The 23,456-nt window shown below is 61.7% G+C and carries 19 protein-coding genes and 1 pseudogene; 8 read left to right on the forward strand and 12 right to left on the reverse strand.

The window, feature by feature from the left end; translation table 11 throughout:
* Positions 1-82: 82 nt before the first annotated feature.
* Positions 83-880 (forward strand): annotated as a pseudogene (locus tag QZ634_RS07645) (branched-chain amino acid ABC transporter permease); the annotation flags it as partial.
* On the forward strand, positions 877-1,809 hold the full coding sequence (locus QZ634_RS07650) for a branched-chain amino acid ABC transporter permease (RefSeq protein ID WP_291986950.1): 933 nt from the start codon (positions 877-879) through the stop codon (positions 1,807-1,809). The pseudogene QZ634_RS07645 and the gene QZ634_RS07650, both read left to right, overlap by 4 nt.
* A gap of 80 nt (positions 1,810-1,889) precedes the next feature.
* On the opposite strand, the gene QZ634_RS07655 is transcribed toward QZ634_RS07650, so the two are convergent.
* Complete coding sequence (locus QZ634_RS07655; RefSeq protein WP_291986953.1) at positions 1,890-2,393, reverse strand: dual specificity protein phosphatase family protein; 504 nt, start codon at positions 2,391-2,393, stop codon at positions 1,890-1,892.
* 139 nt (positions 2,394-2,532) lie between these two features.
* Here QZ634_RS07655 and QZ634_RS07660 point away from each other — a divergent pair, with 139 nt between their 5' ends.
* The 3 genes from QZ634_RS07660 (at position 2,533) to QZ634_RS07670 (ending at position 5,289) form a co-directional block, all read left to right on the forward strand.
* On the forward strand, positions 2,533-3,687 hold the full coding sequence (locus QZ634_RS07660; RefSeq protein WP_291986956.1) for a PQQ-dependent sugar dehydrogenase: 1,155 nt from the start codon (positions 2,533-2,535) through the stop codon (positions 3,685-3,687).
* Positions 3,688-3,788: 101 nt separating this feature from the next.
* Positions 3,789-4,205: a YkgJ family cysteine cluster protein gene (locus QZ634_RS07665; RefSeq protein ID WP_291988078.1), complete on the forward strand. Its 417-nt coding sequence runs from the start codon at positions 3,789-3,791 to the stop codon at positions 4,203-4,205.
* A gap of 457 nt (positions 4,206-4,662) precedes the next feature.
* Entirely contained in the window at positions 4,663-5,289 is a 627-nt protein-coding gene (locus tag QZ634_RS07670) for a protein-L-isoaspartate(D-aspartate) O-methyltransferase (RefSeq protein ID WP_291988080.1), read from the forward strand.
* A gap of 197 nt (positions 5,290-5,486) precedes the next feature.
* On the opposite strand, the gene phaC is transcribed toward QZ634_RS07670, so the two are convergent.
* The 6 genes from phaC to QZ634_RS07700 form a co-directional block, all read right to left on the reverse strand.
* Positions 5,487-6,593, reverse strand: coding sequence for a class III poly(R)-hydroxyalkanoic acid synthase subunit PhaC (gene phaC, locus QZ634_RS07675; protein ID WP_291986958.1), 1,107 nt, complete (start codon positions 6,591-6,593; stop codon positions 5,487-5,489).
* Between the two features lie 64 nt (positions 6,594-6,657).
* A complete protein-coding gene (locus tag QZ634_RS07680) occupies positions 6,658-7,728 on the reverse strand; it encodes a poly(R)-hydroxyalkanoic acid synthase subunit PhaE (protein ID WP_291986960.1) in 1,071 nt (356 codons plus the stop codon).
* A 143-nt stretch (positions 7,729-7,871) separates the two neighbouring features.
* Positions 7,872-8,291: a MaoC family dehydratase gene (locus tag QZ634_RS07685; RefSeq protein WP_291986962.1), complete on the reverse strand. Its 420-nt coding sequence runs from the start codon at positions 8,289-8,291 to the stop codon at positions 7,872-7,874.
* A 10-nt stretch (positions 8,292-8,301) separates the two neighbouring features.
* Entirely contained in the window at positions 8,302-8,742 is a 441-nt protein-coding gene (locus tag QZ634_RS07690; RefSeq protein ID WP_291986964.1) for a MaoC family dehydratase N-terminal domain-containing protein, read from the reverse strand.
* A 67-nt stretch (positions 8,743-8,809) separates the two neighbouring features.
* Complete coding sequence (locus QZ634_RS07695) at positions 8,810-9,991, reverse strand: acetyl-CoA C-acyltransferase (protein ID WP_291986966.1); 1,182 nt, start codon at positions 9,989-9,991, stop codon at positions 8,810-8,812.
* A gap of 66 nt (positions 9,992-10,057) precedes the next feature.
* Positions 10,058-10,825 carry a 3-hydroxyacyl-CoA dehydrogenase gene (locus QZ634_RS07700; protein ID WP_042332477.1) on the reverse strand — a complete coding sequence of 256 codons (768 nt, stop codon included), beginning with the start codon at positions 10,823-10,825 and terminating at the stop codon, positions 10,058-10,060.
* A gap of 519 nt (positions 10,826-11,344) precedes the next feature.
* Between QZ634_RS07700 and QZ634_RS07705 the strand changes: the two genes are divergently transcribed.
* Entirely contained in the window at positions 11,345-12,877 is a 1,533-nt protein-coding gene (locus tag QZ634_RS07705; RefSeq protein WP_291986969.1) for a PLP-dependent aminotransferase family protein, read from the forward strand.
* Here the strand turns inward: QZ634_RS07705 and QZ634_RS07710 are convergent.
* From QZ634_RS07710 to QZ634_RS07725, 4 genes are all read right to left on the reverse strand, one after another.
* Positions 12,874-13,071 (reverse strand): hypothetical protein, encoded by a 198-nt coding sequence (locus QZ634_RS07710; RefSeq protein ID WP_291986971.1) that lies wholly within the window; start codon positions 13,069-13,071, stop codon positions 12,874-12,876. The two genes, QZ634_RS07705 and QZ634_RS07710, sit on opposite strands and share 4 nt — an antisense overlap.
* A gap of 72 nt (positions 13,072-13,143) precedes the next feature.
* Positions 13,144-14,466, reverse strand: coding sequence for a TRAP transporter large permease subunit (locus tag QZ634_RS07715; RefSeq protein WP_291986973.1), 1,323 nt, complete (start codon positions 14,464-14,466; stop codon positions 13,144-13,146).
* Positions 14,456-14,998 carry a TRAP transporter small permease subunit gene (locus QZ634_RS07720; RefSeq protein ID WP_291986975.1) on the reverse strand — a complete coding sequence of 181 codons (543 nt, stop codon included), beginning with the start codon at positions 14,996-14,998 and terminating at the stop codon, positions 14,456-14,458. Before QZ634_RS07720 ends, QZ634_RS07715 begins: the two co-directional genes overlap by 11 nt.
* A gap of 417 nt (positions 14,999-15,415) precedes the next feature.
* Positions 15,416-16,405, reverse strand: a complete 990-nt coding sequence (locus QZ634_RS07725) for a TRAP transporter substrate-binding protein (RefSeq protein ID WP_291988082.1) — start codon at positions 16,403-16,405, stop codon at positions 15,416-15,418.
* A 1,263-nt stretch (positions 16,406-17,668) separates the two neighbouring features.
* Between QZ634_RS07725 and QZ634_RS07730 the strand changes: the two genes are divergently transcribed.
* Positions 17,669-19,771 (forward strand): alpha/beta fold hydrolase, encoded by a 2,103-nt coding sequence (locus QZ634_RS07730; RefSeq protein ID WP_291986977.1) that lies wholly within the window; start codon positions 17,669-17,671, stop codon positions 19,769-19,771.
* Between the two features lie 47 nt (positions 19,772-19,818).
* Here QZ634_RS07730 and QZ634_RS07735 read toward each other — a convergent pair whose 3' ends face one another.
* The gene (locus QZ634_RS07735; protein ID WP_291986979.1) at positions 19,819-21,354 is read right to left on the reverse strand and encodes an AMP-binding protein; all 1,536 of its coding nucleotides are present in this window, start codon (positions 21,352-21,354) and stop codon (positions 19,819-19,821) included.
* A gap of 629 nt (positions 21,355-21,983) precedes the next feature.
* Between QZ634_RS07735 and QZ634_RS07740 the strand changes: the two genes are divergently transcribed.
* Positions 21,984-23,453: a metal transporter gene (locus QZ634_RS07740; protein ID WP_291986981.1), complete on the forward strand. Its 1,470-nt coding sequence runs from the start codon at positions 21,984-21,986 to the stop codon at positions 23,451-23,453.
* Positions 23,454-23,456: the final 3 nt, after the last annotated feature.

Raw genomic sequence — 23,456 nt, forward strand, 5'->3', positions numbered from 1 at the left:
TGAGCAAGGTGGGAGGTGATAAAATGAAAGAGTTTGATTGCAAGAGATGCGGGGTAGGTCAAGGCTAGTTCTATGAAGGCGCAGCATAGACTGGAGTGTATTACGGCTCCTGAACATCATCAACTTCGCCCACGGCGCCCTGTACATGATGGGTGCCTTCCTGGCGTGGATGGGGCTCGAGTACCTCGGCATCGGCTACTGGCCGACGCTGCTCCTGGCACCGCTGGCGGTCGGCCTGTTCGGCATCATCGTCGAGCGCGGCATGCTGCGCTGGCTCTACAAGCTCGACCATCTTTACGGCCTGCTGCTGACCTTCGGCCTGGCGCTGGTCATCGAGGGCTTTTTCACCAACGCCTATGGCGTCTCCGGCCAACCGTACTCGATACCCGCGCAACTGTCGGGGGGCTTCAACCTCGGCTTCATGTTCCTGCCCTACTATCGCGGCTGGGTAATTGTCGCCTCGCTGGTGGTTTGCTTCGCCACCTGGTTCGGAATCGAGAAAACGCGCCTGGGAGCCTATCTGCGTGCGGCCACCGAAAATCCGCAACTGACCCAGGCCTTCGGCATCAACGTGCCAATGATGGTCATGCTGACCTACGGCTTCGGCGCGGCCCTGGCCGGCTTTGCCGGCGTGCTGGCGGCACCGGTCATCCAGGTCAGCCCCTTGATGGGATCGCATCTGATCATTACCGTCTTCGCGGTAGTGGTGATCGGTGGCATGGGCTCGATCCTGGGTTCCATCCTCACCGGCCTGAGCCTTGGGGTAATCGAGGGGATAACCAATCTGCTCTACCCGGCGGCGTCCAACACGGTGGTCTTCGTCATCATGGCGATCGTCCTGATGGTACGGCCGGCCGGATTGTTCGGAAAAGAGAAATGAGCAGAAACGCCTTCGCTTACCTGGCGCTCCTGGCCGTGGGGATGGCCTTGCCTTTCTTCGTCTACCCGGTGCTGGTGATGAAGATCCTGTGTTTCGCCCTCTTCGCCTGCGCCTTCAACCTGCTGCTCGGCTATACCGGCCTGCTTTCCTTCGGTCATGCCGCGTTCTTCGGGACGGCCGCCTACGTCGCCGGCTACGCCATCAAGGGCTGGGGATTCCCGACCGAACTGGGCCTGCTGGCCGGCACCGCCGCGTCGGCGCTCCTCGGCTGGGCTGTCGGCAGCCTGGCCATCCGCCGCACGGGCATCTATTTCGCCATGGTGACGCTGGCGCTGGCGCAAATGGTCTATTTCATCTTCCTGCAGGCGCCATTTACCGGCGGCGAGGACGGTCTCCAGGGAGTCCCCAGGGGAACGATCCTCGGGCTGATCAGCCTGTCCGACGACCTCAACCTCTATTACTTCGTGCTGGCGATCTTCGTCTTCGCCTTCTGGCTGATCTACCGCACCATCCATTCGCCCTTCGGGCATGTCCTGACCGCCATCCGCGAGAACGAGCCGCGCGCGATATCGCTCGGCTACGACGTGGCGAAGTACAAACTGCTCGCCTTCGTGCTCTCCGCCGGGCTGTCCGGACTGGCCGGCGCCACCAAGATGCTGGTATTCAAGTTTGCCACGCTCACCGACGCCCACTGGCATGGCTCGGGCGAGGTGGTGCTGATGACCATACTGGGCGGCATGGGCACGGTGCTCGGGCCGGTGGTGGGATCAAGCGTGATCGTGACTCTGCAGAACGAGTTGGCCGACAAGGTCGGCTCGCTGGTCACGGTTATCATGGGGATGATCTTCGTGGTCTGCGTACTGGCCTTCCGTCGCGGCATCGTCGGCGAAATTTCAGCGCTCTACAAGCGCATGATCGGCGCCCAGTAGAAGAGGCGCGGCGGCCCACCGGACCGGGGGCGCCCGTCCCCAGGCCCCACCTGCTGCTGCCCTGGCCCTGACGACCTGGCTTAAGCAGCGACAGGAAGTCGTGCCAGGTAATCTTGATGCGCAGCCAGGCTGAGTGCCTTGGGACGCAGCGCCTTGACTGCTGACAGAGCGTCCTCTTTGGTGTAACCGCGTTCGACGAGGATCTGCGCCGCCATCAGGCCCGTCCGGCCCGAACCGCCCTTGCAATGCACGGCGATCCGCTTGCCAGCGTCGAGCAGACGATGCACCGCCACCCGCTGCGCCTGCCAGGAGGCAGCAAAATCCTCTGCCGGTGCGTGATCGTCCTCGATCGGCAGGTGAAACCATTGCAGCCCGCTTTTCGCGCAGAGCGTCGGCAGATCGGTGACCGCGTTGCTCGCCATTTCGGCCTCCGGCATCAAGGTGATCACGGCGCTGGCGCCGGCGGCCTTGAGTTGCTCGAGCGCAGTCTCGGTATCCAGCTCCTTGCTCCCCGGGCAGGGAGTCAGGATCAGACCGCCGGCAGGCGCTTCCAGGGACAATAGGTCGGACGGATGGGTATGCATGGGGGCACCTGTAGTGGATGGATCAGACCGCCAAGTCTACCGCTCTTTCGACCCGAGTTGAATGTGCGCCACGGTGGCCGGATACTGCCAAGCTTGCTCGCGTCGGATTATCGCCGCGTGCCTTTCTCAAGGAAGCGCGATGCCGAATAGTCTCCTGCTCCGCTCGCACACACCGCCTGCACTATTGTCTGTGCTCGCCCTTTGTTGCGCCCTGTACTCGGCAAGCGCGGTGGCGCAGCTGTTCGCAAGCGAGCAGCTGCGCTTTCGCGTGACGATCGTCAGCGAAGGTCTCGAACACCCCTGGGGCCTGGCGTTTTTGCCCGACGGGCGGATGCTGGTCAGCGAACGTCCCGGGCGATTGCGACTGGTGGGCGTTGACGGCCGGGTCGATCCGGAGCCGCTGCACGGCTTGCCGCCGATCGCCGCCGTCGGCCAGGGCGGACTGCTCGACGTTGTGCTGCATCCCGACTATCGCGACAACGGCTGGATCTACCTATCCTACGTGGCCAGCGGACCCGGCGGCTACGGAACCGAGGTTCTCCGGGGCAGGCTCAAGGGCAAGACGCTGGTCGACGTGCAGGTCCTGTTCCGGATGCTGCCGAAATCGACGCGCGGACAACACTTCGGCTCGCGGCTGGTCTTCGATCGCCAGGGCTACCTGTACATCACCCTCGGCGATCGCGGCGAGCAGCAGCGGGCGCAGCGCCTAGACGATCATGCCGGGTCGGTGATCCGCCTGCACGACGACGGCCGCGTCCCGGCCGACAATCCCTTCCGTGATCATGCCGGCGCTCGTCCAGAGAAGTTCACCCTCGGCAATCGCAACCTGCAGGGTGCTGCGCTACATCCGCAAAGCGGCGAGCTGTGGACCCACGAACATGGGCCGCAGGGCGGTGACGAGATCAACATCATCGGCGCGGGAATCAATTACGGCTGGCCAGTAATCACCTTCGGCCGCAACTACGGCACCGGAACGCCGATCGGCGAGGGAACGGCAAAGCCCGGCATGGCGCAGCCGCTGTACCAATGGACGCCGTCGATCGCGCCGTCAGGAATGGCTTTCTACACTGGCGATCGCTTTCCGGCCTGGCGTGGCAACCTCTTCGTCGGCGCCCTGCGCGACCAGATGCTGGTACGGTTGAAGCTCGACGGCGCGCGCGTGGTTCACGAAGAGCGTCTGCTGCAAGGCGCGATCGGACGCATTCGCGACGTGCGCAACGGACCGGACGGCTTCGTCTATCTGCTCACCGACAGTCCCAAAGGCGTCATTGCGCGACTCGAGCCCGTGCCGTGAATACCCCGAGTCCCGCGAATACCGTGCCCCTGATGTACGCCTCCAGCGACGTGGCCACCGGTAATCCCGTGTTTAAGGAACGCGATCATGATCCACACGCGGTGGCCACGAGCGACGTCGCCGGTGACTACGACTGCCGCCGCTGCGGCGCCTGCTGCGCCGCTTTTCGCGTCTCGTTCTACTGGGCCGAGGCCGACTCTTTCGGCCTGCCCACGGCTCTCGTCGAGCAGATTGGACCGTGGTACGCGTGCATGGCTGGCAGCAATGATCCTTCGCCGCGCTGTCACGCCCTGGCCGGAGATATCGGCAGCGCTGTGGTCTGCACTGTCTATGCTCAGCGCCCCTCGCCATGCCGCGAAGTTCGGGCAGGCGACCTGCAGTGCGCCCGCGCTCGCCACCGCTACGGACTACCCGCCGTCGTCGCCACCGAGGGCGATGCGATGAGCGACCCGGCCGACATCACCCCGTCAGCGGCTCAGCGCCCCCGTCAGGGAAGCGCGCCCCGCTCGCGAACATGAGCGCTACGGCGGCCCCGCTCAGTGCTGTCCCGGTCATCGACCGATGGCACCCCAAGGACGGAGAACCTATACTCCAGGCGTTGCGGTGAGCGCGACTTGCCTTGCTCAGGCGCGATCACCGCTGGGCGTTCTCATGCCACCTGTGGCCAGTGTATGGCCAGGGAAGCTCTGGAGCTTTCCGTGACTACCCCAATCCGGCACGCTGCGGTTCTCGGCAACGCTGGTGCTGAGCGCCCTGCCCTGCCACTTTCAGCGCCGGGAGGCCTCGATGCCAGCATACCCTCGCCCCACTACGGCACACCCCCTTCAGTCTCGAGCGGCAAGATGCGGGCAGGCGCAGCGCTTACGACAGCAGCCTGCGTGCCGTTTCCTGGCCTTGCTGGTCGGGCTGGGGACGGCGTCGTTGGGAGGCGCGGTGGCTGCCGCTGAGCTCGATTACGCCGCGGCGCGCACGCGCATGGTCGAGCAGCAACTGGCCTCGCCCTGGCGGGGAATAAGCGATCCGGCCGTGCTCAGGGCGATGGCCACGGTACCGCGCCACGAGTTCGTCCCGGCAGAAGTGCAGCCCTACGCCTACGACGACCGACCGTTGCCGATCGGCTACGCGCAGACGATCTCGCAACCCTACGTGGTTGCCTTCATGACCGAAAAGCTGCAGCCGAAAAGCACCGACCGGGTACTGGAAATCGGCACCGGCTCGGGTTATCAGGCGGCCATCCTGTCGGCACTGGTGAACGAGGTCTACAGCATCGAGATCGTCGAACCGCTGGCCCGCCGCGCGCAGGGTGACCTTGCCCGACTCGGCTACGACAACGTCAGGCTGCGCCATGGGGACGGCTACAAGGGCTGGCCGGAGGCGGCGCCTTTCGACGCGATCATCGTCACCTGCGCGCCCGATCATGTGCCGCAGCCGCTGATCGACCAGCTGCGCGACGGTGGGCGGATGATCATCCCGGTCGGCGAGCGCAACGATCAGATGCTCTACCTGCTGAAGAAACACGGCAGCAGATTGCAGCGCGAGGCCGTTCTGCCGGTCCGCTTCGTGCCGATGACCGGCGCAGCAGACGGGAACTTCCGGCGATGATTGGCGAACCCGTACAAGGCCGTCCATAGAGGCGCGGGCAGCGGACGGTAGCGCTGTGCGGACAGGCGAGGGAAACGGGGGGAAGAGGTGGGAGGAGCGCGGCAAGCCGCGCTCCTCCTTGCTGCAGACTGCTCCGACTCGCCTGGCGGGCGAGTCGGACTACGCCACGCCGTTGCCGACGCGAACGGCTACACGACTCAGGCGCTGTGGTCGCGCAACCACTTGCCGACCGTCGGTGCCAGCACCTTCTGCGACAGGCCGCCGGTGTAGATACCGATGTGGCCGGTAGCAATGGCGAACTCGGTGTAATCCTTGCTGCCGACATGCTGGCCGAGGGCAACCGTGCACGGCGGCGGCACGATATGGTCCTTCTCGGCGAAAATGTTGAGGATCGGGATCTTCAGTTCCTTGAGATCGACCTTGCGGCCACCGATTTCAAGGGTGCCCTTGACGAGCTTGTTGCCCTTGAGAAAGTCGCGGACGAACTCCTTGAACATCTGGCCACCGGCGTCGGGCCCACCGAACAGCCACTTTTCCATGCGCAGGAAGTTCTGCACGGCCTTGGGGTCGTCGAGGATATCGATCACGTCGGCGTACTTGCCGTAGTTCAGGATGAACGGAGAGGCCATCATGAACGACTCGTTGAGCACCGTGGCCGGCACGTTGCCATGCACAGCCACCATCTGGTCGACATCGGCCTCGGCACCCATGGTGAACATCAAACCCTCGTGAGGCTTGTGATTCGCCTTGTAAGCGTCGAAATCAATCGGCGTAACGGTCAGGACCAGGTGGCTGATCTTGTCTGGATTGAGCGTCGCATAGGTGGTTGACATGGCGCCACCCTGGCAAATGCCCAACAGGGCAATCTTGTCGACGCCGTGGTGCTGACGAATGAAATCGACGGTGTCATCGAGGTAACCGTTGATGTAGTCGTCGATGGTCCGGTACTTGTCGACCTGACGCGGGTAGCCCCAGTTGTTCAGGTAGACGTCAATACCCTGGTTCAGCAGATTGCGGACCAGTGAGCGATCCGGTTGCAGGTCGGCCACTTCGTAGCCGTTGATCAGCGGCGGCACGATGAGCAGCGGCGTCTTCATGATCTTGGCCTGCTCGACGAGCGCGTGGTAGTGGTAAACCTCGATCCCGTCCTGCTCGAAGATGACGTCCTTCGGCGTGCTGCCGATGTCGATATCGGCGTCGGTCATTTTGGTGAGATTGGCGATGCCCTTGGTGAGCTTCGCGTTCAGGGCGGCGGTTTCCGCGGCGACGTCGGCGGGAAGAATCTGTATTGGAAAAGAAAACATAGGGGTAGCGTCCTCCTAAAGGTCTATTAGCTTATCAGCCGGAACAAGATTCGGGCGGCTCTGCCTACTCGCTCTTGGCACGACGCGCCGCGGTGGTACGAGCGGCAGGCTTGGCTGCCGCTGTCGCGGGAAGCAAGGCCTTCTTGAGCATGCGGACCTCTCTCTTGAGGTCGTGGATCACCTGGTAGGTCTCGTCCAGCTCGCTGCGAGTGGGCATATCCAGGCCGCGGAAAATGTCCTCGACGACAGCACGTTGCGCCAGCTTGAACGCATGCTGAGCCTTGGTGAAATCGTTTTGCGTGTCGAGGAACTCCTGCTTGTTGAAAGTCACCAGCAGTGACTTGTCGGCGGTGCGGTACCAGAGACTCATCAGCTGGCGGACGGCCGTGATCTTGTCGCCTTTGGCTGCAACTTTGCCAAGCTCATCCACGGTCGCTTCGACGGCTGTGGCGAGCGCCTCGGCGAAGCGCTTGTGAAACGCCAGGCTGGTCTTGCGCAGATCAACGACCGCGTCGACCAATCGCAAGGTTTTGGCATGCTTCTCGCGCGAGGCACCAAAGAGAGGAATCTGACCGACGCCGGCGACCGCGCCGACATCGCCTTCCAGCGACAGCAGGCGATTGAGGCCCGCCGTGCTACCGAGCATCGCTTCGCCAGCGTGCCCCGAAGAGGCAGCCTGCATCAGAAACGACAACCAGGGCCCCATGGCTTCGGGAAGTTCCTTGCCCATTATTCCGCCCAGATCGCCCATATGCGAGCCCATGCCCATGCTGCGCTGCAGCATGGCGGTCGATTCCTTGGCCCAGTTGTCGGCAAAACCCTTGAGGTCGGGACGCCAGTCCTTGTTGGCCTCAAGGTTCGGCGCCACGACCTTCATCGACCGGAAAAAGAAATCCATTACCCGGGTCATTGCGGTCTGGCTGCCGGCCATGCGCTCCATAAGCATCTTCGCCGCATCATTGCTACCCTTGGCAGCCGCTTCAACGCCTTTCTTTACTGCTTCAACGGGGCTTTCCGTACCGCTGCCTGGGAGATTCTGCAGCATCCCGGCCCAGTCGCTCATCATGCGCTTCTGCATTTCAGCCCAAGCGTTGACGACGCCGCCTAGTTGCTCATTCGGATTATTGCTTTCCACTCGTTTGATCTCCTTCCAGTGTGTCGGACCCGCCTACCGAGACGCCAGGCAGATGCCCGTCGGTAGACAAAGTGTTCTACAACTAAACAGCGGCCGTCCGAAGACGGCCGCGATCATGCAGTCTTACTGGCAATACTGCCTTGTCACGCCAGTGCCACCACCGCATCTGCCTTGTGCTTGGCCTCACCCTGCTCATTGGCACAGGTCAACTCGAGACGCACACATTTCTCGCCGTTCTGCTCCAGTTTCTCGACCACTTTTCCGGTACAGACCATGCTCTCGCCGACCCAGGTGATCGCCGTGAAGCGTACCCCGAAGGTGCGGATCGCCTCCTGCGGCACCCATTGCGTCAGCAGGCGGCCGAGGTAGGCCATACCCAGCATGCCATGCGCGAAGACATCCTTCATCCCCTTCGAGCGGACATAGTCCTGGTCGAGGTGCAGCGGATGGTGATCGCCCGAGCCGGTCGCGTACAGCGCCAGAGTAAGACGCGACACCGGCTCCGTCGTGAACGAAGGAATCTCGTCACCCACGTTGATTGCCTCAAAATTCGGTATTGTCATCGACTTTCCCCTATGCCCTGATGACGATCACGGTGCGCAGATCGCACACCGCTTCGCCCTGCCGGCTGACCTTGACATCCTTGACGATGAACTGCAGAGCGCCGTTCTTCTTGTCGTAGATATCGGTCACCTGTCCGTCAAAATCCAGCGTATCGCCGGCATAGACCGGCTTGTGGTACGTGAAAATCTGTTCGGCGTGCAACATCTTCCCGAAGTCACAGCCCATGGTAGCGATGTAGTCGAAGGGCTCATCCTTGTCCATGTCCATGCAGAAGAAAAAGGTCGGCGGCACCATAACGCCGGGCAGTCCTGCCTTCTTGGCAACCGCCTCATCGAAGTAGATCGGGTTGGTCTCTCCCGTCGCCTTGGCGAACCACTTCAGTTGCCACGCCGTCGGAGTAACCGAGTGTGGCGGCACTTTCATGCCGATGTGTTTCTTGTCAATCAACATCTGCTTCACTCCTCGCCCACCCCGCACGCTGACTTGAGCGGGGTGGGAATTCTCGTTGGCGACTCGATCAGAGAACTTCGATGGCAATCGCTGTTGCTTCACCACCACCGGCACAAAGACCGGCGATACCGCGCTTGAGGCCACGCGCCTTGAGCGCGTAGAGCAAGGTCACCAGGATGCGCGAACCGGTCGCCCCGATCGGATGGCCGAGGGCGCAGGCGCCGCCATTGACATTGACCTTGTTGCGCGGCAACTTCAGGTCGCGCATCGACGCCATGGTCACCGCCGCGAAGGCTTCGTTGATCTCCCAGAGGTCGACGTCTTCGGCCTGCCAGCCAACTTTCTTGAGCAGGTTCTGGAAAGCGAAAACCGGCGCCGTGGTGAACCATGACGGCTCGTGCGCAAAGGTCGAATGGCCGACGATGCGGGCCAGCGGCGTAATGCCGGCGGCCTTGGCATCCGATTCACGCATCATCACGAACGCGGCCGCGCCATCGGAAATCGACGAGGCGTTGGCCGGCGTGACTCCACCGTCCTTCTTAAACACCGGCTTCAGCTTCGAGATCTTGGACGCGTCGCATTTCATCGGCGTCTCGTCGGTATCGAACACGGTGTCGCCCTTGCGGGTGCTGACCGTGACCGGCGCAATTTCATCCTTGAAGACGCCGCTGGTGACGGCATTCTGCGCCAGGGTCACCGACTCGACGGCGAAGGCGTCCATTTCTTCGCGCGTGAAGGCGTACTTGTCGACGCACAGTTCGGCAAACACGCCCATCGGCTTGCCCTTCTCGTACGCATCCTCGAGGCCATCGAGGAACATGTGGTCGTGCAGCACGCCGTTGCCCAGCCGGTAGCCCGAACGAGCGGTGGTCAGGACGTGCGGTGCGTTGGTCATCGACTCCATACCGCCGGCAATGGCGATATTGACCGATCCGGCAAGCAGTTCGTCGTGCGCGATCATGACCGTTTTTTGCGCCGAGCTGCACATCTTGGTCAGCGTGGTGCAGGGCACCGACGTCGGTAGACCGGCGCCGAGAACGGCCTGGCGCGCCGGTGCCTGCCGCACACCGGCCATCAGGCAGCAGCCCATCAGCGCTTCGTCGATATCCTCGACCTTGACGCCCGACTGTGCGACGGCGGCCTTGATGGCCACGGCGCCGAGTTCCGGCGCAGTGACTGCCGAAAACTGGCCCTGGAAAGAACCGACGGGGGTACGCTTGGCGCCCACGATGACAACTGATTCACTCATGTAACACTCCTTTCATGCATTAGGGATTGGCGGCATCGACCGCTCGAAGCTCGCGTCTGGCCGTAATTACTTCGGAGCCATGCGGATGGAACCGTCTATGCGGATCACTTCGCCATTCAGGTACGAGTTCTCGCAGATGTGCTGAACGAGAGCGGCGTATTCGGCCGGCTTGCCCAGGCGCGATGGGAACGGAACCATCTGGCCCAGGGAGTCCTGAGCGGCTTGCGGCAGACCCTTGAGCATCGGCGTCTCGAAGATGCCTGGAGCGATGCACATCACCCGGATGCCGTGCGCGGCCAGTTCACGCGCCACCGGCAGCGTCAAGCCAGCCACCGCGGCCTTCGAAGAGGCATAGGCGGCCTGACCGATCTGGCCATCGAAAGCGGCAACCGAAGCGGTATTGACGATCACGCCGCGCTCGCCTTTGTCGTTCGGCTCGTTCTTGCTCATCGCATCGGCCGCCAGGCGAATCATGTTGAAAGTGCCGACCAGATTGATGCTCACCACGCGCGCGAAGGTCGCCAGGTCATGGGGGCCGTTGCGGCCAAGTACTTTCTTGGGGGGGGCAACGCCGGCACAGTTAACCAGGCCATGCAGCCCGCCGAATTCCTTGACCGCGGTTTCGATGGCGGCAGTTGCGCTCGCCTCATCGGTCACGTCGGTCTTCACGAAGCGCGCGCTGGCTCCCAGTTGCGCCGCCTGCGCCTCGCCGGCAGCGGCGTCGATATCGACGATCACCACTTTGCCGCCAGCACTGACCAAGTTGCTGGCCGTTTCCGCGCCAAGTCCCGAACCTGCTCCCGTTACCACAAACACACTACCGTTGATTTGCATTTTTACCCCCAAAAAAATATCGCGACATCACGCGATGTCGCGCTACTGGTCCATGCCGACGTCGATCGTTGCGACCCGACATCGGCACAGAAAACTTCAGCCACCCGCTGACCCGAGGTCGTCCTGGTGACGCAAGTGCCGTTGCGCAGGAAGTGCTGCCCTGTATAGAGAAGGCCGTCTGGCGACCCGCCCCCCCTCGCTGCGTCCACTGTCCGGTTCTTGGCTGTCCGATAGCGGCGGCGAGCAACTTTGGCATTGTCGAATGCCGAGTGCTACCGAGTCAAGCACTGCTCCGGACAGGTGCCGGATTTCAAGATCGAGAATACTTCGCGTCGCTACCGCCGTGCGCTGGCCACCCCTTGGCCACATAGCGAACCTCGCTGCTGCCAGCAGAACACATGCCGACGGGCCCGCGCCGCCACATGGGCCAACGCGCGGTTGATGACAAGCTGCTAATTGGTCATAATATCCAGCGCTTTTACCCGTCATCCAGAAAACCAATTCCCGCCCGGGAGACCCATGGAACAAGGCTTGATCGCAGAACTACTGTTGCAGTACGTCGACCGTCAGGCGCCGACCGTGAAGCTGCGCGTGCGCGTGTACCTCGCGCTACGGAACGCGATCATGGACCGCAGCCTGTCTCCCGGCACCAAGCTACCGTCGACCAGAATCCTGGCCCAGGAACTCGGCATGGGCCGCAATACGGTCGTGCGGGCCTACGAACAACTGCTCGTGGAAGGTTATCTCGAAGGCCGCATCGGTGACGGCACCTATGTTTCCGAGGCCGTCTCCAGCGGACTAAAAGCGCCGGCCCAGAAGCGTCCGCTGGACACCGGTCGGCACACGCTGTCGCGCCGAGGCAAGGCGGTTGCCGCCAGCGTCACCAGCAGCATCGTCCAGCGCGGCGCCTTCATGCCGGGAATTCCGGACGTCGACCTGTTTCCGTTCAGCATCTGGCGCCGCCTGCTCGCCAAGTACCTGCGCGTCGAGCAGTCGCACCTGCTCAACTACTCGCACACCGCCTACGGCCCGCTGAGAGTCGCCCTGGCCAACTACCTGCGCGTAACGCGCATGATGCACGTCGATCCGAAGCAGGTGGTGATCGTCAATGGTTCCCACCAGGCGATCGACCTCTGCGCGCGCATGCTCGCCGACCACGGCGAGCGGGCATGGATCGAGGATCCGGGGTACTGGGGGGCGCGCAACGTCCTCGCCGCAGCCGGCCTGCAGGTGACGCCGATCGCGGTCGACGAGAAAGGCATTGCTCCGACGATCGAGGATTGGTCGCTGCCGCCGCGCCTGATCTTCACCTCGCCGTCGAGCCAGTATCCCACCGGTACCGTGCTTTCGCTCGAGCGCCGCCTGCAACTGCTGGAACGTGCCGACATCGCCGACTCGTGGATCATCGAGGACGATTACGACAACGAACTTCGCTACCACGAACGGCCGCTCGCTTCCCTGTTCGGGCTTTCCGACAAGCAGCGGGTGATCTATCTGGGAACGCTGAGCAAGGTGATGTTCCCCGGCATGCGCCTCGCCTACGTGGTCGTTCCCGAGGGACTGATCGACGCCTTCGTCACCGGTACTTCGGAGCTTCATCGCGGCGGACGGCTGCCGGAGCAGGCGGCCCTCGCCGAATTCATCGACGAAGGCTACTTCACCTCGCACATCAAGCGCATGCGCGGCATTTACGCCGAGCGGCGCGACGCCTTGAAGGAAACAATGAGCGCCCGCCTCGGTGGCGCCGTTGCACCGTCTGGAGGTCATGGTGGCCTGCAACTGCTCTATCGCTTCTGCCAGCCGGTGGACGACGAAAGGGTCGCCGCCGAGGCGCTGGCCGAAGGCATCATCTGCCGCCCGCTGTCGATGTATTACCTCGACCAGGAACGACGCCAACCGGGACTGAACCTGGGTTTTGCCGCCGTCCCGGTGGAACGTATCGGGCCGGCCGCGGCGACGTTGGCGGCGATCATAGAGCGTAATCTGAAACCCTCCCGTCAGGCGACGGCGGGCCAAGAGCGCGCGGTGACGAGCAGTGGCGATTCTGGCTAGCCGCCGCTACGCATGCGTTCGGCACGCCCTCCGAGCCATTCGAGGGTGAGCAGCATCAGGACCGCGAAGAGCGTCAGGACAGTGGCCACCGCGTCGCCGTGGCAGGGTGGTCTGCCCGGGGCCGGCCCGGTGGTCTGCCCGGGGCCGGCCCGAAACAGCGAGCGGGGACGGTTCGGCACCTGTATCAGCCTCACCGGGGTCCCTTCCATACGCAAGGACATAGCGCCAGATAACGCCCCCCGGTCAAGGCCAGCGACCTACTCTGGTCAGCCCATCACCAGATTTGGCAGCCAGAGAATGATCTGCGGAAAGATCATGCAGAGCACGAGGACCACCAAGTTGACCATGATAAACGGCGTGACCGACCGGTAAATATCCGCCATACTGACGTCCACCGGCGCTATTCCCTTCAGATAAAAAAGCGCAAAACCGTAAGGGGGGGTCTGCACCGCGACCAGGATGTTGATGATCATCAGCACCCCGAACCAGATAGGGTCATATCCCATGGAGACTACTATCGGTGTAAACAAGGGCGCGCACATCAGCACGATAATGAATTCATCGATGATGAAGCCCAGCAGCAGCATAATGATCTGAAACATGATGATGATTGCTATCGGAGGCAGATCGAGGCTGCCGGTAAAATCGGCCACCATCGCCTGTACGCCCATCAGCAGATGGAAATTGCTGAATACCGATGCACCAAAGATGATCCACATTGCAACGCTGACCAGCGTCGCAGTCTGCATCCCGGCCGCGCGGAACATATCGAGCTTGAAACGCTTGAACAGAATAGCCAGCAGAATCGCGCCCACCACGCCGATGGCTCCCGACTCGGTCGGCGTGGCGATCCCCGCAATAATGCTGCCAAGCACCGCGACGATCAACAGGATCGCAAAGAATCCGTCACGCGCAATCCTGAATTTTTCTTTGGCACTCAGTTCGGGGACATGCCCCTGTTCATGGTCCAATGGCGCCTTGGTCGGATCCAGTCGGCAACTGATCACCACATAGATAATTAACATAAAGATGGTCAAAAGGGCCGGCATCATCGCCCCCAGGAACATCCTGCCAACCGAGTTCTGGGTAGTGGCAGCGAACATGATCATCGGGATACTGGGTGGAATCAGAATACCCAACGCACCACCCGCCATGATCACACCCAGGGCCAGTTGCCGGTTGTATCCGCGGTCCAGCATAGGTTTCAACGCAATACTGCCGGATGTCATGATTCCGGCACCGATGATACCCACCATCGCGCCGATCATAGAGCACACGCCGATCACGCTGATCGCCAGCGAACCCCGCACTTTTCCGATGACCATCTGAGTGGCGTTGAACATCGCGTCACCGATTCCGGACTTGGTGAGCAGTTGCCCCATATAGATATAGAGCGGGATTGCGAGCAGCACAAAACTGAAGTAGGTTGCCTCGAGCGTGGTAGGTATGACATTGAAAATACCGTCACCCCAGACCATGTATCCAATCGACATGGCAATACCGCCGAGCGCCAGTGCAACAGGCGCACCCAGCGCGAAAAATATCAGCACACAAAGAAGCAATACACCGGTAAGCGCTTCAATTCCCATCAGAATTCTCCTGCGCAAGGAGATCCTTGCCTGTGAATAGGTAGTAGATGGCGACCAGCATATCCCGACCCAACTGGGCGATGAACAGTCCACACGCGATTATCGACATGATCCAGAAATGGTACATGGGCGGCGCCCACTCACTCTCTCGCCGATAATCAAACTCAATCGCCTCCAGCAACTTCCCGATACTCATATCCAAAACGATCCACAGAAAAAATATCCCAAGCGCGTAAGAAATCAAATCGAAAACGTGCCGGGTCCTTTGGGTGACGTTAAAATATAAAATATCCACATTGATATGCGCTTTTTTCTGCTGCGCATAGGCACCGCCGAGCGCGGCAACGTAGCCAAACATAAACAGTGACAAATCAAAGGCCCAGATGGTAGGGCTGTTGAGAACGTAGCGGGAGAAAACTTCATACGCGACCACAAATGCCAGCATCGGCATCAGGTAAGAGGCTGCCTTGCCCATGAGCATGACAACAAGATCTATGCCGCGGCATATCCATTTCAAAGCAGTTATAGTCATTCAGACACCTGCAATGCCAGATGTTATAAGTCGAAAGGAGGGTACGAGCAGCATCGAGAGATCGGCGATCCTGCCGTCTGTCGACAACGCTGTTCAGGGACCCAATTGATATTTCATGACGAAGATTATTAAGGAGACAAACTTTAATGAATTCAAAGAATCCACGACGTTCGGAAAAAACCCGGCAGGCTGGTAACTCCTGGGGCCTGCGCGACTTAACGCTGCTTGGCTGGCGACCCGCTGCCCGGACTGCCTTTGCGAACTCTTGGTGAGTTTGTGGCGCTCTTCCCTACCGTCTCCTCACTGATCTTCGGACACCGCTAGGAAGAGCGCCACCTGCCTGCTGCTCGGATTATTCGCAAATCACCCTTCACCCGCTACTGGCCAATGAAGGCTGCGCTTAAACCCGAGATTAAGTCACTTCTTGTTTTGCATGATATCAATCAGCTGCTTGCTGTACTTGTCCTGTGCCGCATATTCAGCCAACAGACTGGCGCCGGCAGCCGCCCAGGCCTTGCGATCGGCCTCGGACGGTTGCGGGCTCCACAACAGGCCTTTCGCTTCCATTTCGGCAACCGCTTCTGATTCCCACTTCTTGGACATTGCCAGCTGCTCCTCAGCATGTATGACTGTGGCCTTGCGCACGACCTCCTGTAAATCTGCCGGCAGCTTTTTCCAGGCAGCGCGGTTTACAATGATCGGCAGCACCTGTGCGCCTGCCAGCGGCAAACGGTACATGTACTTGGCCACTTCCACATGGTTTCCATCACGGTGGTCAATCATGTTACTGCCGATGGAACCGTCGATGACGCCGGTTGCCATGCTCGTGTAGATCTCGTTCCACGCCAGCGATACCGGGGACGCGCCCAGATTGCGCAGGAACTTTCCATAGGCACCCGGTGCACGGATTTTCAGACCTTTGAAATCGGCGATGGATTTGATCGGGTTTTTGGTGATTACGTAGACCGGCGGCTGAATGTAGGGCTCGAGCCACACCAAGCCCTGCGAGCCGTAGGCTTTTTCCAGCACTTTGTCCCAGCCCTTTTCATGAAACAGCTTGTACAGTTCGGCCGTATCATCGGTTCCGCCCGGCAGCCCGATCTCCACGATGCCGGCGGGCAGCTCACCCGCATGCATCGACTGAAAAGGTGCCCCCATGGTGATCAGGCCTGATTTTACCGCGCTCAAGAGGCCCGTCGTACCGACGCCTTCACCCGAATAGAGCACCTGAACTTTGATACGACCGCCGGACATTGTTTCGATATTACTGCCCAGCTTTTCATAGAGCGTGCCGAACGCCGTGCCGCGCCCGTAGAGGTTAGCGAATCGCCAGTTATACTCAGCCGCGGACACGCCGACCGCTATGAAGCCGGAGACCAACGTGGCTGTCAGTGCCAAACTCGCCATTATCTTTCGAAATTTCATCATATCATCTTACTCCGTGTTGTTACATCGGTTATCGGTAGGATATAAACCCCCCGCTTAGCTACATACTCATCTTTGTATAAATAGGCAGCCATGACAAATAGCATCAACTCTATTTAACGGTTGATTTACTGCTATTAATTACCATCTTTATGGAATTGCCCAACGGACACCTATTCGGATACTGCATTGCTCCCCAATTGACCGAGGATTGATAGAGGTGATGGCGGCAATACTAAAGTGAAAAATCGGAAATCCAAGGGCCTTTGCGACCAGGCGGCTGCGCCCGCCCTCGGTGCCAAAGATGATGCCGATTGTTGCCATCGTCGTAATACCTGTCAGATCCATGTCCGTGCGACCCGTCCCGGCGTCGCGGTCCGCGGCAGGTAGTCGGCGCTCATGCCCGGGATGGCGCCGCGGCGGCCATCGCTGGAGATGTCTGCGGCGGCGCAGAGCCACTCGCCGACCGGAGGGAGGAATCCTGGCCATGTCTTTCTCCTCGTAGGTAGGTGTTACAAAGCAAGTGGTGCGCCCGGCCTGGCAGGAGTCGGTCGCGCCCTTTCCGCTTGTCGGAAAGCCCTGAGCTCCAAGCTTTGCGAGGCTTGGGGCGCAGCGCCCTGGCGCTACCCTTCTGCGTTTTGACGCAGCCATCCGGCGCCTCTGCCCCTTTCGGGTGCAAGCGGCGCAGTGCGGGGCTCCTGCAGAGGGCGGCGCCGTTCCCGTCGATTCAGCGCCTCGACCGACTCGACAGAGCCGCGCAGGACCTTGTTTTTGCGGATGAAAGCGACGATCAGGTGCTCGCCGTCGCAAGTTTTCTGCGTGCCGCGAAACGAGACATGGGGCACCTCTCTGGCGGAACGGGCACTGCGAACGGCTTGGCTCATACTCACCCTCCGGTTTCTGCGCTGCAGGTCGTGAATCGTGGGTCGCGCCCCCTCTTACCTTCCGCGCTGCCGGCGGGGCGACCCGGGCAGACGTGCCAGAACCGATCCTAGGGTATTGATTGGCTGGAAAAACAACCAATCCTGGCTTACAGTATAGAGCCAATTCAACGACAACACGCTGGCAAGCCGCCCCGGCCACCTGAAAACTGCTCGCCAACACCCAATCGGCGAGAGCGCGGGAGCCCAGCAAGTTGACCTGGATCAGCCCGACGGCGGCTCGATGCCTTAGCATTTCCGCTTTGGCCGAAGCGTTTGTCAGCACGGGCTGACGTGTACTCCGGCATCCAGTGGAAGCCCCCCCATGAGCGAGAATCCTGAGAAAGCCATAGCCGCCACCGACGAAGCAGAAACCGAGGCGGCAAGCGTACCGCCGAGCGTGCCCACGACCGCATCGAGCACCGCGGCAACGACCAAGCCCGCTGCCAAGCGGCGTACCAGAGCAGCCACGACAAGCGGCGAGAAGCCGGCGCAGGCGCCAGCAGCGACACGCGCGACAACCGGAAAAGCACCCACCAAACCCCGTCCAACGTCGGCCCAGGCGCCGACCGCAAGGGTCGCGAGAGTCGGCCCGGCGCAACCCGTCGCCGCCAACACCAGGACACAGACGACGAACGACGCGACCACCGCACCGCCACCGCAGGCAGGCTTCTCGCGCCGCCTCGGCGACCGCCACACGCTCGATTCGAGCGCCCTGGAAGAAATCGACCGCATGACCAACATCGCGTTCGGCCAGCTGAGTGGGGGTGTTTCTCCGGCGTCGCTGGCCATGGCCTACCTCGACTGGATGGTGCACCTTGGCTCGTCACCCGGGAAGCAGTTTCAACTGGCCGCCAAGGCGACGCGCAAGGCCATGCGCCTAAGCAGCTACGCCCTGACGTCGGCGATCACCGGCAACGCCGAGCCGTGCATCGAACCGCTCCGCGGCGACCACCGTTTCGACCATCCCGGCTGGCAGCGCTTTCCCTACAACGTCATCTACCAGGGCTTCCTGCTCAATCAGCAGTGGTGGCACAACGCGACCACCGATGTGCGCGGCATCTCGAAGCACAGCCAGGCGGCGGTTTCGTTCACCGCCCGCCAGATCCTCGACATGACGGCGCCGTGCAACATCCCCTTCCTCAACCCCGAGATCGCCGAAGCGACGATCAACGAGCGCGGCGCCAATCTGGCGCGCGGTGCGAGCAACTACCGCGAGGACTTCAAGCGCTCACTGCGCAACGAACCGCCCGCCGGGGTCGAAGCCTTCCGCGTCGGTGAGAACCTGGCCATCACTCCCGGCAAGGTCGTCTACCGCAATCACCTGATCGAGCTGATTCAATATTCGCCAAGCACCGACAGCGTCCAGCGCGAACCCGTCCTGATGCAATCGGCGTGGATGATGAAGTACTACATCCTCGACCTCTCGCCGCACAACTCCCTGGTCAAATACCTGGTCGCCGGTGGCCACACCGTGTACATGGTCTCCTGGCTCAACCCGGGTCCCGAGCACCGCAACCTGGGCATGGAGGACTACCGCCGGCACGGCACGCTGGCCGCCATCGACGTCGTCGCCGAGCTGCAACCCGGGCGCAAGATCCACGCCGCCGGTTATTGCCTGGGCGGCATCCTGCTGACCATCACCGCCGCCGCCATGGCCCGCGACGGCGACGAGCGCCTGGCCAGCGTCACCCTGTTCACCACCATGACCGACTTTACCGAAGTCGGCGAGATCAACGTCTTCATGGATGCCAGCGAAGTGACGCTGCTCGAAGACATGATGTGGCAGAAAGGCTACCTCGATCACAAGCAGGTCTCCGGGGGATTCCAGGTCCTCAAGTCGGCCGACCTGATCTGGTCGAAGATGGTTCGCGAGTACTACCTCGGACACCGCGAGCCGATGTTCGACCTGATGGCGTGGAACGCCGACGGCACGCGCATGCCGTATCGCCAACACTCCGAGCTGCTGCGCCGGCTGTACGTGGACAACGAGCTTTTCGAGGGCAAGTACATGGTCGAGGGCCGCGCCATCTCGATCAGCGACATCCACTGCCCGATCTTTGCCGTTGCCGCGGCTGGCGACCACGTCGCCCCCTGGCACTCGGTGTACAAGCTGCACCTGCAAAGCGACGCCACCGAGCTGACCTTCGTCCTGACCAGCGGCGGCCACAACGTCGGCATCGTCAACGAACCGGGCCACGCCCATCGCTCCTTCCAGCTCAGCGTCTGCCACGAAGGCGACCGCTGCATCGACCCGGAAACCTGGAAGCAGCGCACGCCAACCACCGAGGGTTCGTGGTGGCCGGTGTGGCAGCAGTGGCTGACGCGGCACTCGTCGGGCAGCGAAGCGCCGCCAAGCATGGGTGCCCCGGACAAAGGCTACGAGCCGCTGTGCGACAGCCCGGGAACCTACGTGCTGCAGCAGTAAGCGACAACGCCGCGGGTCAGCGCGGCTTTACCGGCGAGCGCCGCCAGTCAACGATCACCAGCCGCCACCTGATAGGCGTCGCGCATTTCCCGCTTCAGCGTCTTGCCGGCCGCGTTGCGCGGGAAGTCGTCCATGATCTGCAGGGCGTGCAGGCGCTGGTAGCGGGCGCCGACGCGTTCGTTGATCCAGTCGCGCAGTTCGCCGGCGGTGATCGACGCGCCGGCATTGAGGACGACCGCGGCCACCGGTGTCTCGCCCCACTTTTCGTGCGCCACACCGAAGACGGCGACCTCCCTGACCGCCGGGTGACGGGCAGCGACTTCTTCGACGTCCTTCGGGTAGACCTTGACGCCGCCGCTGTCGATCATGTCCTTCTTGCGGTCGACCAGATAGAGGTAGCCCTCGCCGTCGGTGTAGCCGAGGTCACCGGTGAACAGCCAGCCGGCGCGAATCGCCTGCGCAGTGAGGTCGGGGCGACCGTAGTAGCCGCCCATCAGCGAGGGTCCGCGACCGACGATCTCGCCGACTTCTCCGGCTGGCGCGTCACTGCCGTCTTCGCGGACGATGCGCATCTCGTAGAAAACGGGCGGCGCGCCGACCGAACCCGCCTTGCGCAGCGACTGCGTCTTGTCGAGGATGGTCCAGAATCCTTCCGTGAGCCCGTACAGTTCGTAGAAGCGGTCGGGGAGCAAGCGATTGAGAAGGTCCTTGTACTCCTGGTACAGCGGCGCACCGAGCGAGAGAATCATTTCCAGCGAGGCCAGCTTCTCGGGCGAGAAATTCGGCGCATTGAGGATGGCGATGATCTGCGCCGGCACCATCATGGTGTGCGTGACGCGCTCGCGGGCGATGATTTCGATCGCCTCTTCGGCGTCGAACTGTCGCTGCAGGAGGTAGCGCGCGCCAAGGTAGAAGCACGGCATCAGGGTCACGAAAGCGCCGTTGAAGACGATCGCACCGGTGTGCAGGACCACCGACTCCGCGCTCATCCGCCAGGCGGACGCAAACAGCGTGCCGTACATCGAGCGGACGAAATGGCTGTGAATGATCCCTTTCGGCAGTCCGGTCGTGCCGCTGGTGTACATGATGTTGAAAATATCATCGGGGCCGACATGCAGCGGCTCGCTGGCACCTTCCGGACAGGTCTTGAGCAACGACCCGTAGTCGGGGTAATCGGCTGCCGGACCGTCGACCATCAGCACGTGATCGGCGGCCAGCTCGGGCAGATCGGCGCGCACCTGATCGATCATCGGCGCCATCGAGCGCTGCGTGACCAGGCAGTTGGCGCCCGAGTCACGCAGCAGACTTGTCAGGCCCGAAGGCATCAGCAAGGGACTGAGCGGCACCAGTACGGCGCCGATCGACGGCACCGCCCAGTAAACCTCGAGCAGTTCCCGGCAGTTCGCGAGGACCGTCGCCACGCGATCGCCCTTGCGCACGCCAAGCCAGGTGAGCAGGCGAGCGCATTGACTGACGCGTGCCTCGAACTCGCGCCAGGTGAGCCGGTCCCGCTCGAAAACGACAGCGACCTGATCCGGTCGAAACTGCGCATGGTGTTTGATGAGCGTCGCTAGTTGCAGCATATTTCCTCCCTTTGACGAGACCGGGGGTGCGTGGCCCGGCACGCAAAGCCCACCCGTTGGACTGACTCCGCCGCTCGCACGAGGCGAGCGCCACCCGCCTCGTGCGGTGGCCAGACCCGACACGGGCTGCGCCAGCAAGCAGCCAGGCTGCGAGCACGGCAGGAGCACTCCGCATCGCAGCGCAACATACCCATACTATACAACGTCGGCGCGGGCAACGGTGGAGACGCCTGTGGCTCCGCTTCCGCTGGCAAGTCGCCCCTTGACAAGCCAGACTCGGCGGCACCATGAGGGCTGGAACGTTCGTATTTTGGCCTTTCTTGCCATCGATCGAATAATCTTGGCCATAAGCACTGGAGGGGTGAACAAATCCAGCCCAGAGGAGTAGAATGAATTGTGCGGTGCGGAATGACGATCGTTTTTGTGGTCTTTCGGCACCATTTCACAGCGGCCGGGACCGCCGCGAACGGGACACACCGCGCGTCGTTCCGGTTTGGCAACAAAGAACATCAGCGCGCTTTCGGCAATCGCTCCGCCCACATCCGGGCTGCCGGCAAGGCCAGTTACTCGTGGGTCGCCCTTCAGGGGCCGGCCCGTTTTGATTCACTTTGTTTGTTGGAGGTAAAGATATGTATTCACTGCTACGGGAAATGCCGGATTTCACCACGAGTTGGTGGAGATACATGCTGGCCATGATGCGCGCTTCGAACCGCGAAGTCGGCGAGTTCAATGACAATATGTTCATTGCCGCGCACATCGCCATGACCGCCGCCCGCGACAACCCGATGAGCATGCTGGAAACCTTCGAGATCATGGAGCATAGCGTCGGCCTGGCCCGCAAGGGAGCCGCCGGCATGCAGGACAAGATGGCCGACTATGCCTTCGACCAGATCGAGGAAGGTACCCGCGCCTACTTGAACACGATCCTCAAGTCCGACGGTGAGAAGCTCGGCGGTTACATGCGCCGCGAAGCCGAAATCATGGAAGCTGTCTCCAATTTCAACGAACAGATCGAAGCCATCGGCGACGAGTTCGGCTTCCATTTCAACACCAAGGACTACAAGCTGGTGGCCGAAACGGACGCCTTCGAGCTTTACCAGGTGCTGCCGATCAAGGAAGGCGTCAAGGTCCGCAAGGATCTGAAGCCGGTCGTTCTCGTCCCGCCGTACATGCTCGGCGTGCATATCCTGGCCTTCCTGCCTTTCGAGAACAAGAGCTACAGCCACTCGTTCGCCAACGAGGGGATTCCGACCTACGTCCGGGTCGTCAAGGACATCATGACCACCGAGAAGGTGCAGACGATGACCCCGGAGCAGGACTGCGAGCAGACGCGTGAACTCTGCGCCAAGGTCATGGAGCTCAACGACGGCAAGAAGGTGACGTTGAACGGCACCTGCCAGGGTGGCTACATCTGCATGATGAACATCCTCTCGGGCAAGCTGACGGATGTCTGCGACGCCCTGATCACCAACGTGACGCCGGTTGACGGCACCTACAGCGATGCCATCAGCGGCATGCCGCAGATGCACCATGACTTCGTCACCACCACGCTTCCGAGTGGCAACAAGGTTGCCAACGGCTACCTGCTCAGCCTCGGCATGCGCTTCGTGGCCATCGACCGCGAAACGCCGCTGGTCAAGGTGCTCGATCAGGCGTCGCTGCAACGCGCCACCGGCATGAACCCGGGCAAGACCCCGGCCGCGCTCTTCCGCTGGCTGCTCAAGGAACGCGTTCACCTGCCACTGGCCATCGCCAACATGAGCTCGCACACCTTCCAGGATGCGATTTCGGAAGATGGCACGCTGCCCGTGAAGCTCTTCGACCAGCCGCTGAACATCAAGCAGCTGATCGACCTGAAAGTGCCGTGGTACCAGAACTACGCGATCAAGGACGACCTCGTCACACCGGCCTGCGCCACCGCCGGCAACAAGTTCCTGGAAGGTTGGGAGGGCCTTGAATCGGTCGCTTTCTTCGGCGGTCACGTCGCCATCCTGACCAGTCCCTACGGCAAGAAGGCGCCGGTTACCGGCGAGTTCACCGACGCCAATGGCAAGGCCGCCCGCGGCCCGGTGAAGTTCCAGATGGACATCTCGGCCTGAACA

Origin of the sequence: Candidatus Accumulibacter sp. ACC007 (assembly GCF_907163205.1) — a bacterium.
Taxonomy (GTDB): Bacteria; Pseudomonadota; Gammaproteobacteria; order Burkholderiales; family Rhodocyclaceae; genus Accumulibacter; species Accumulibacter regalis.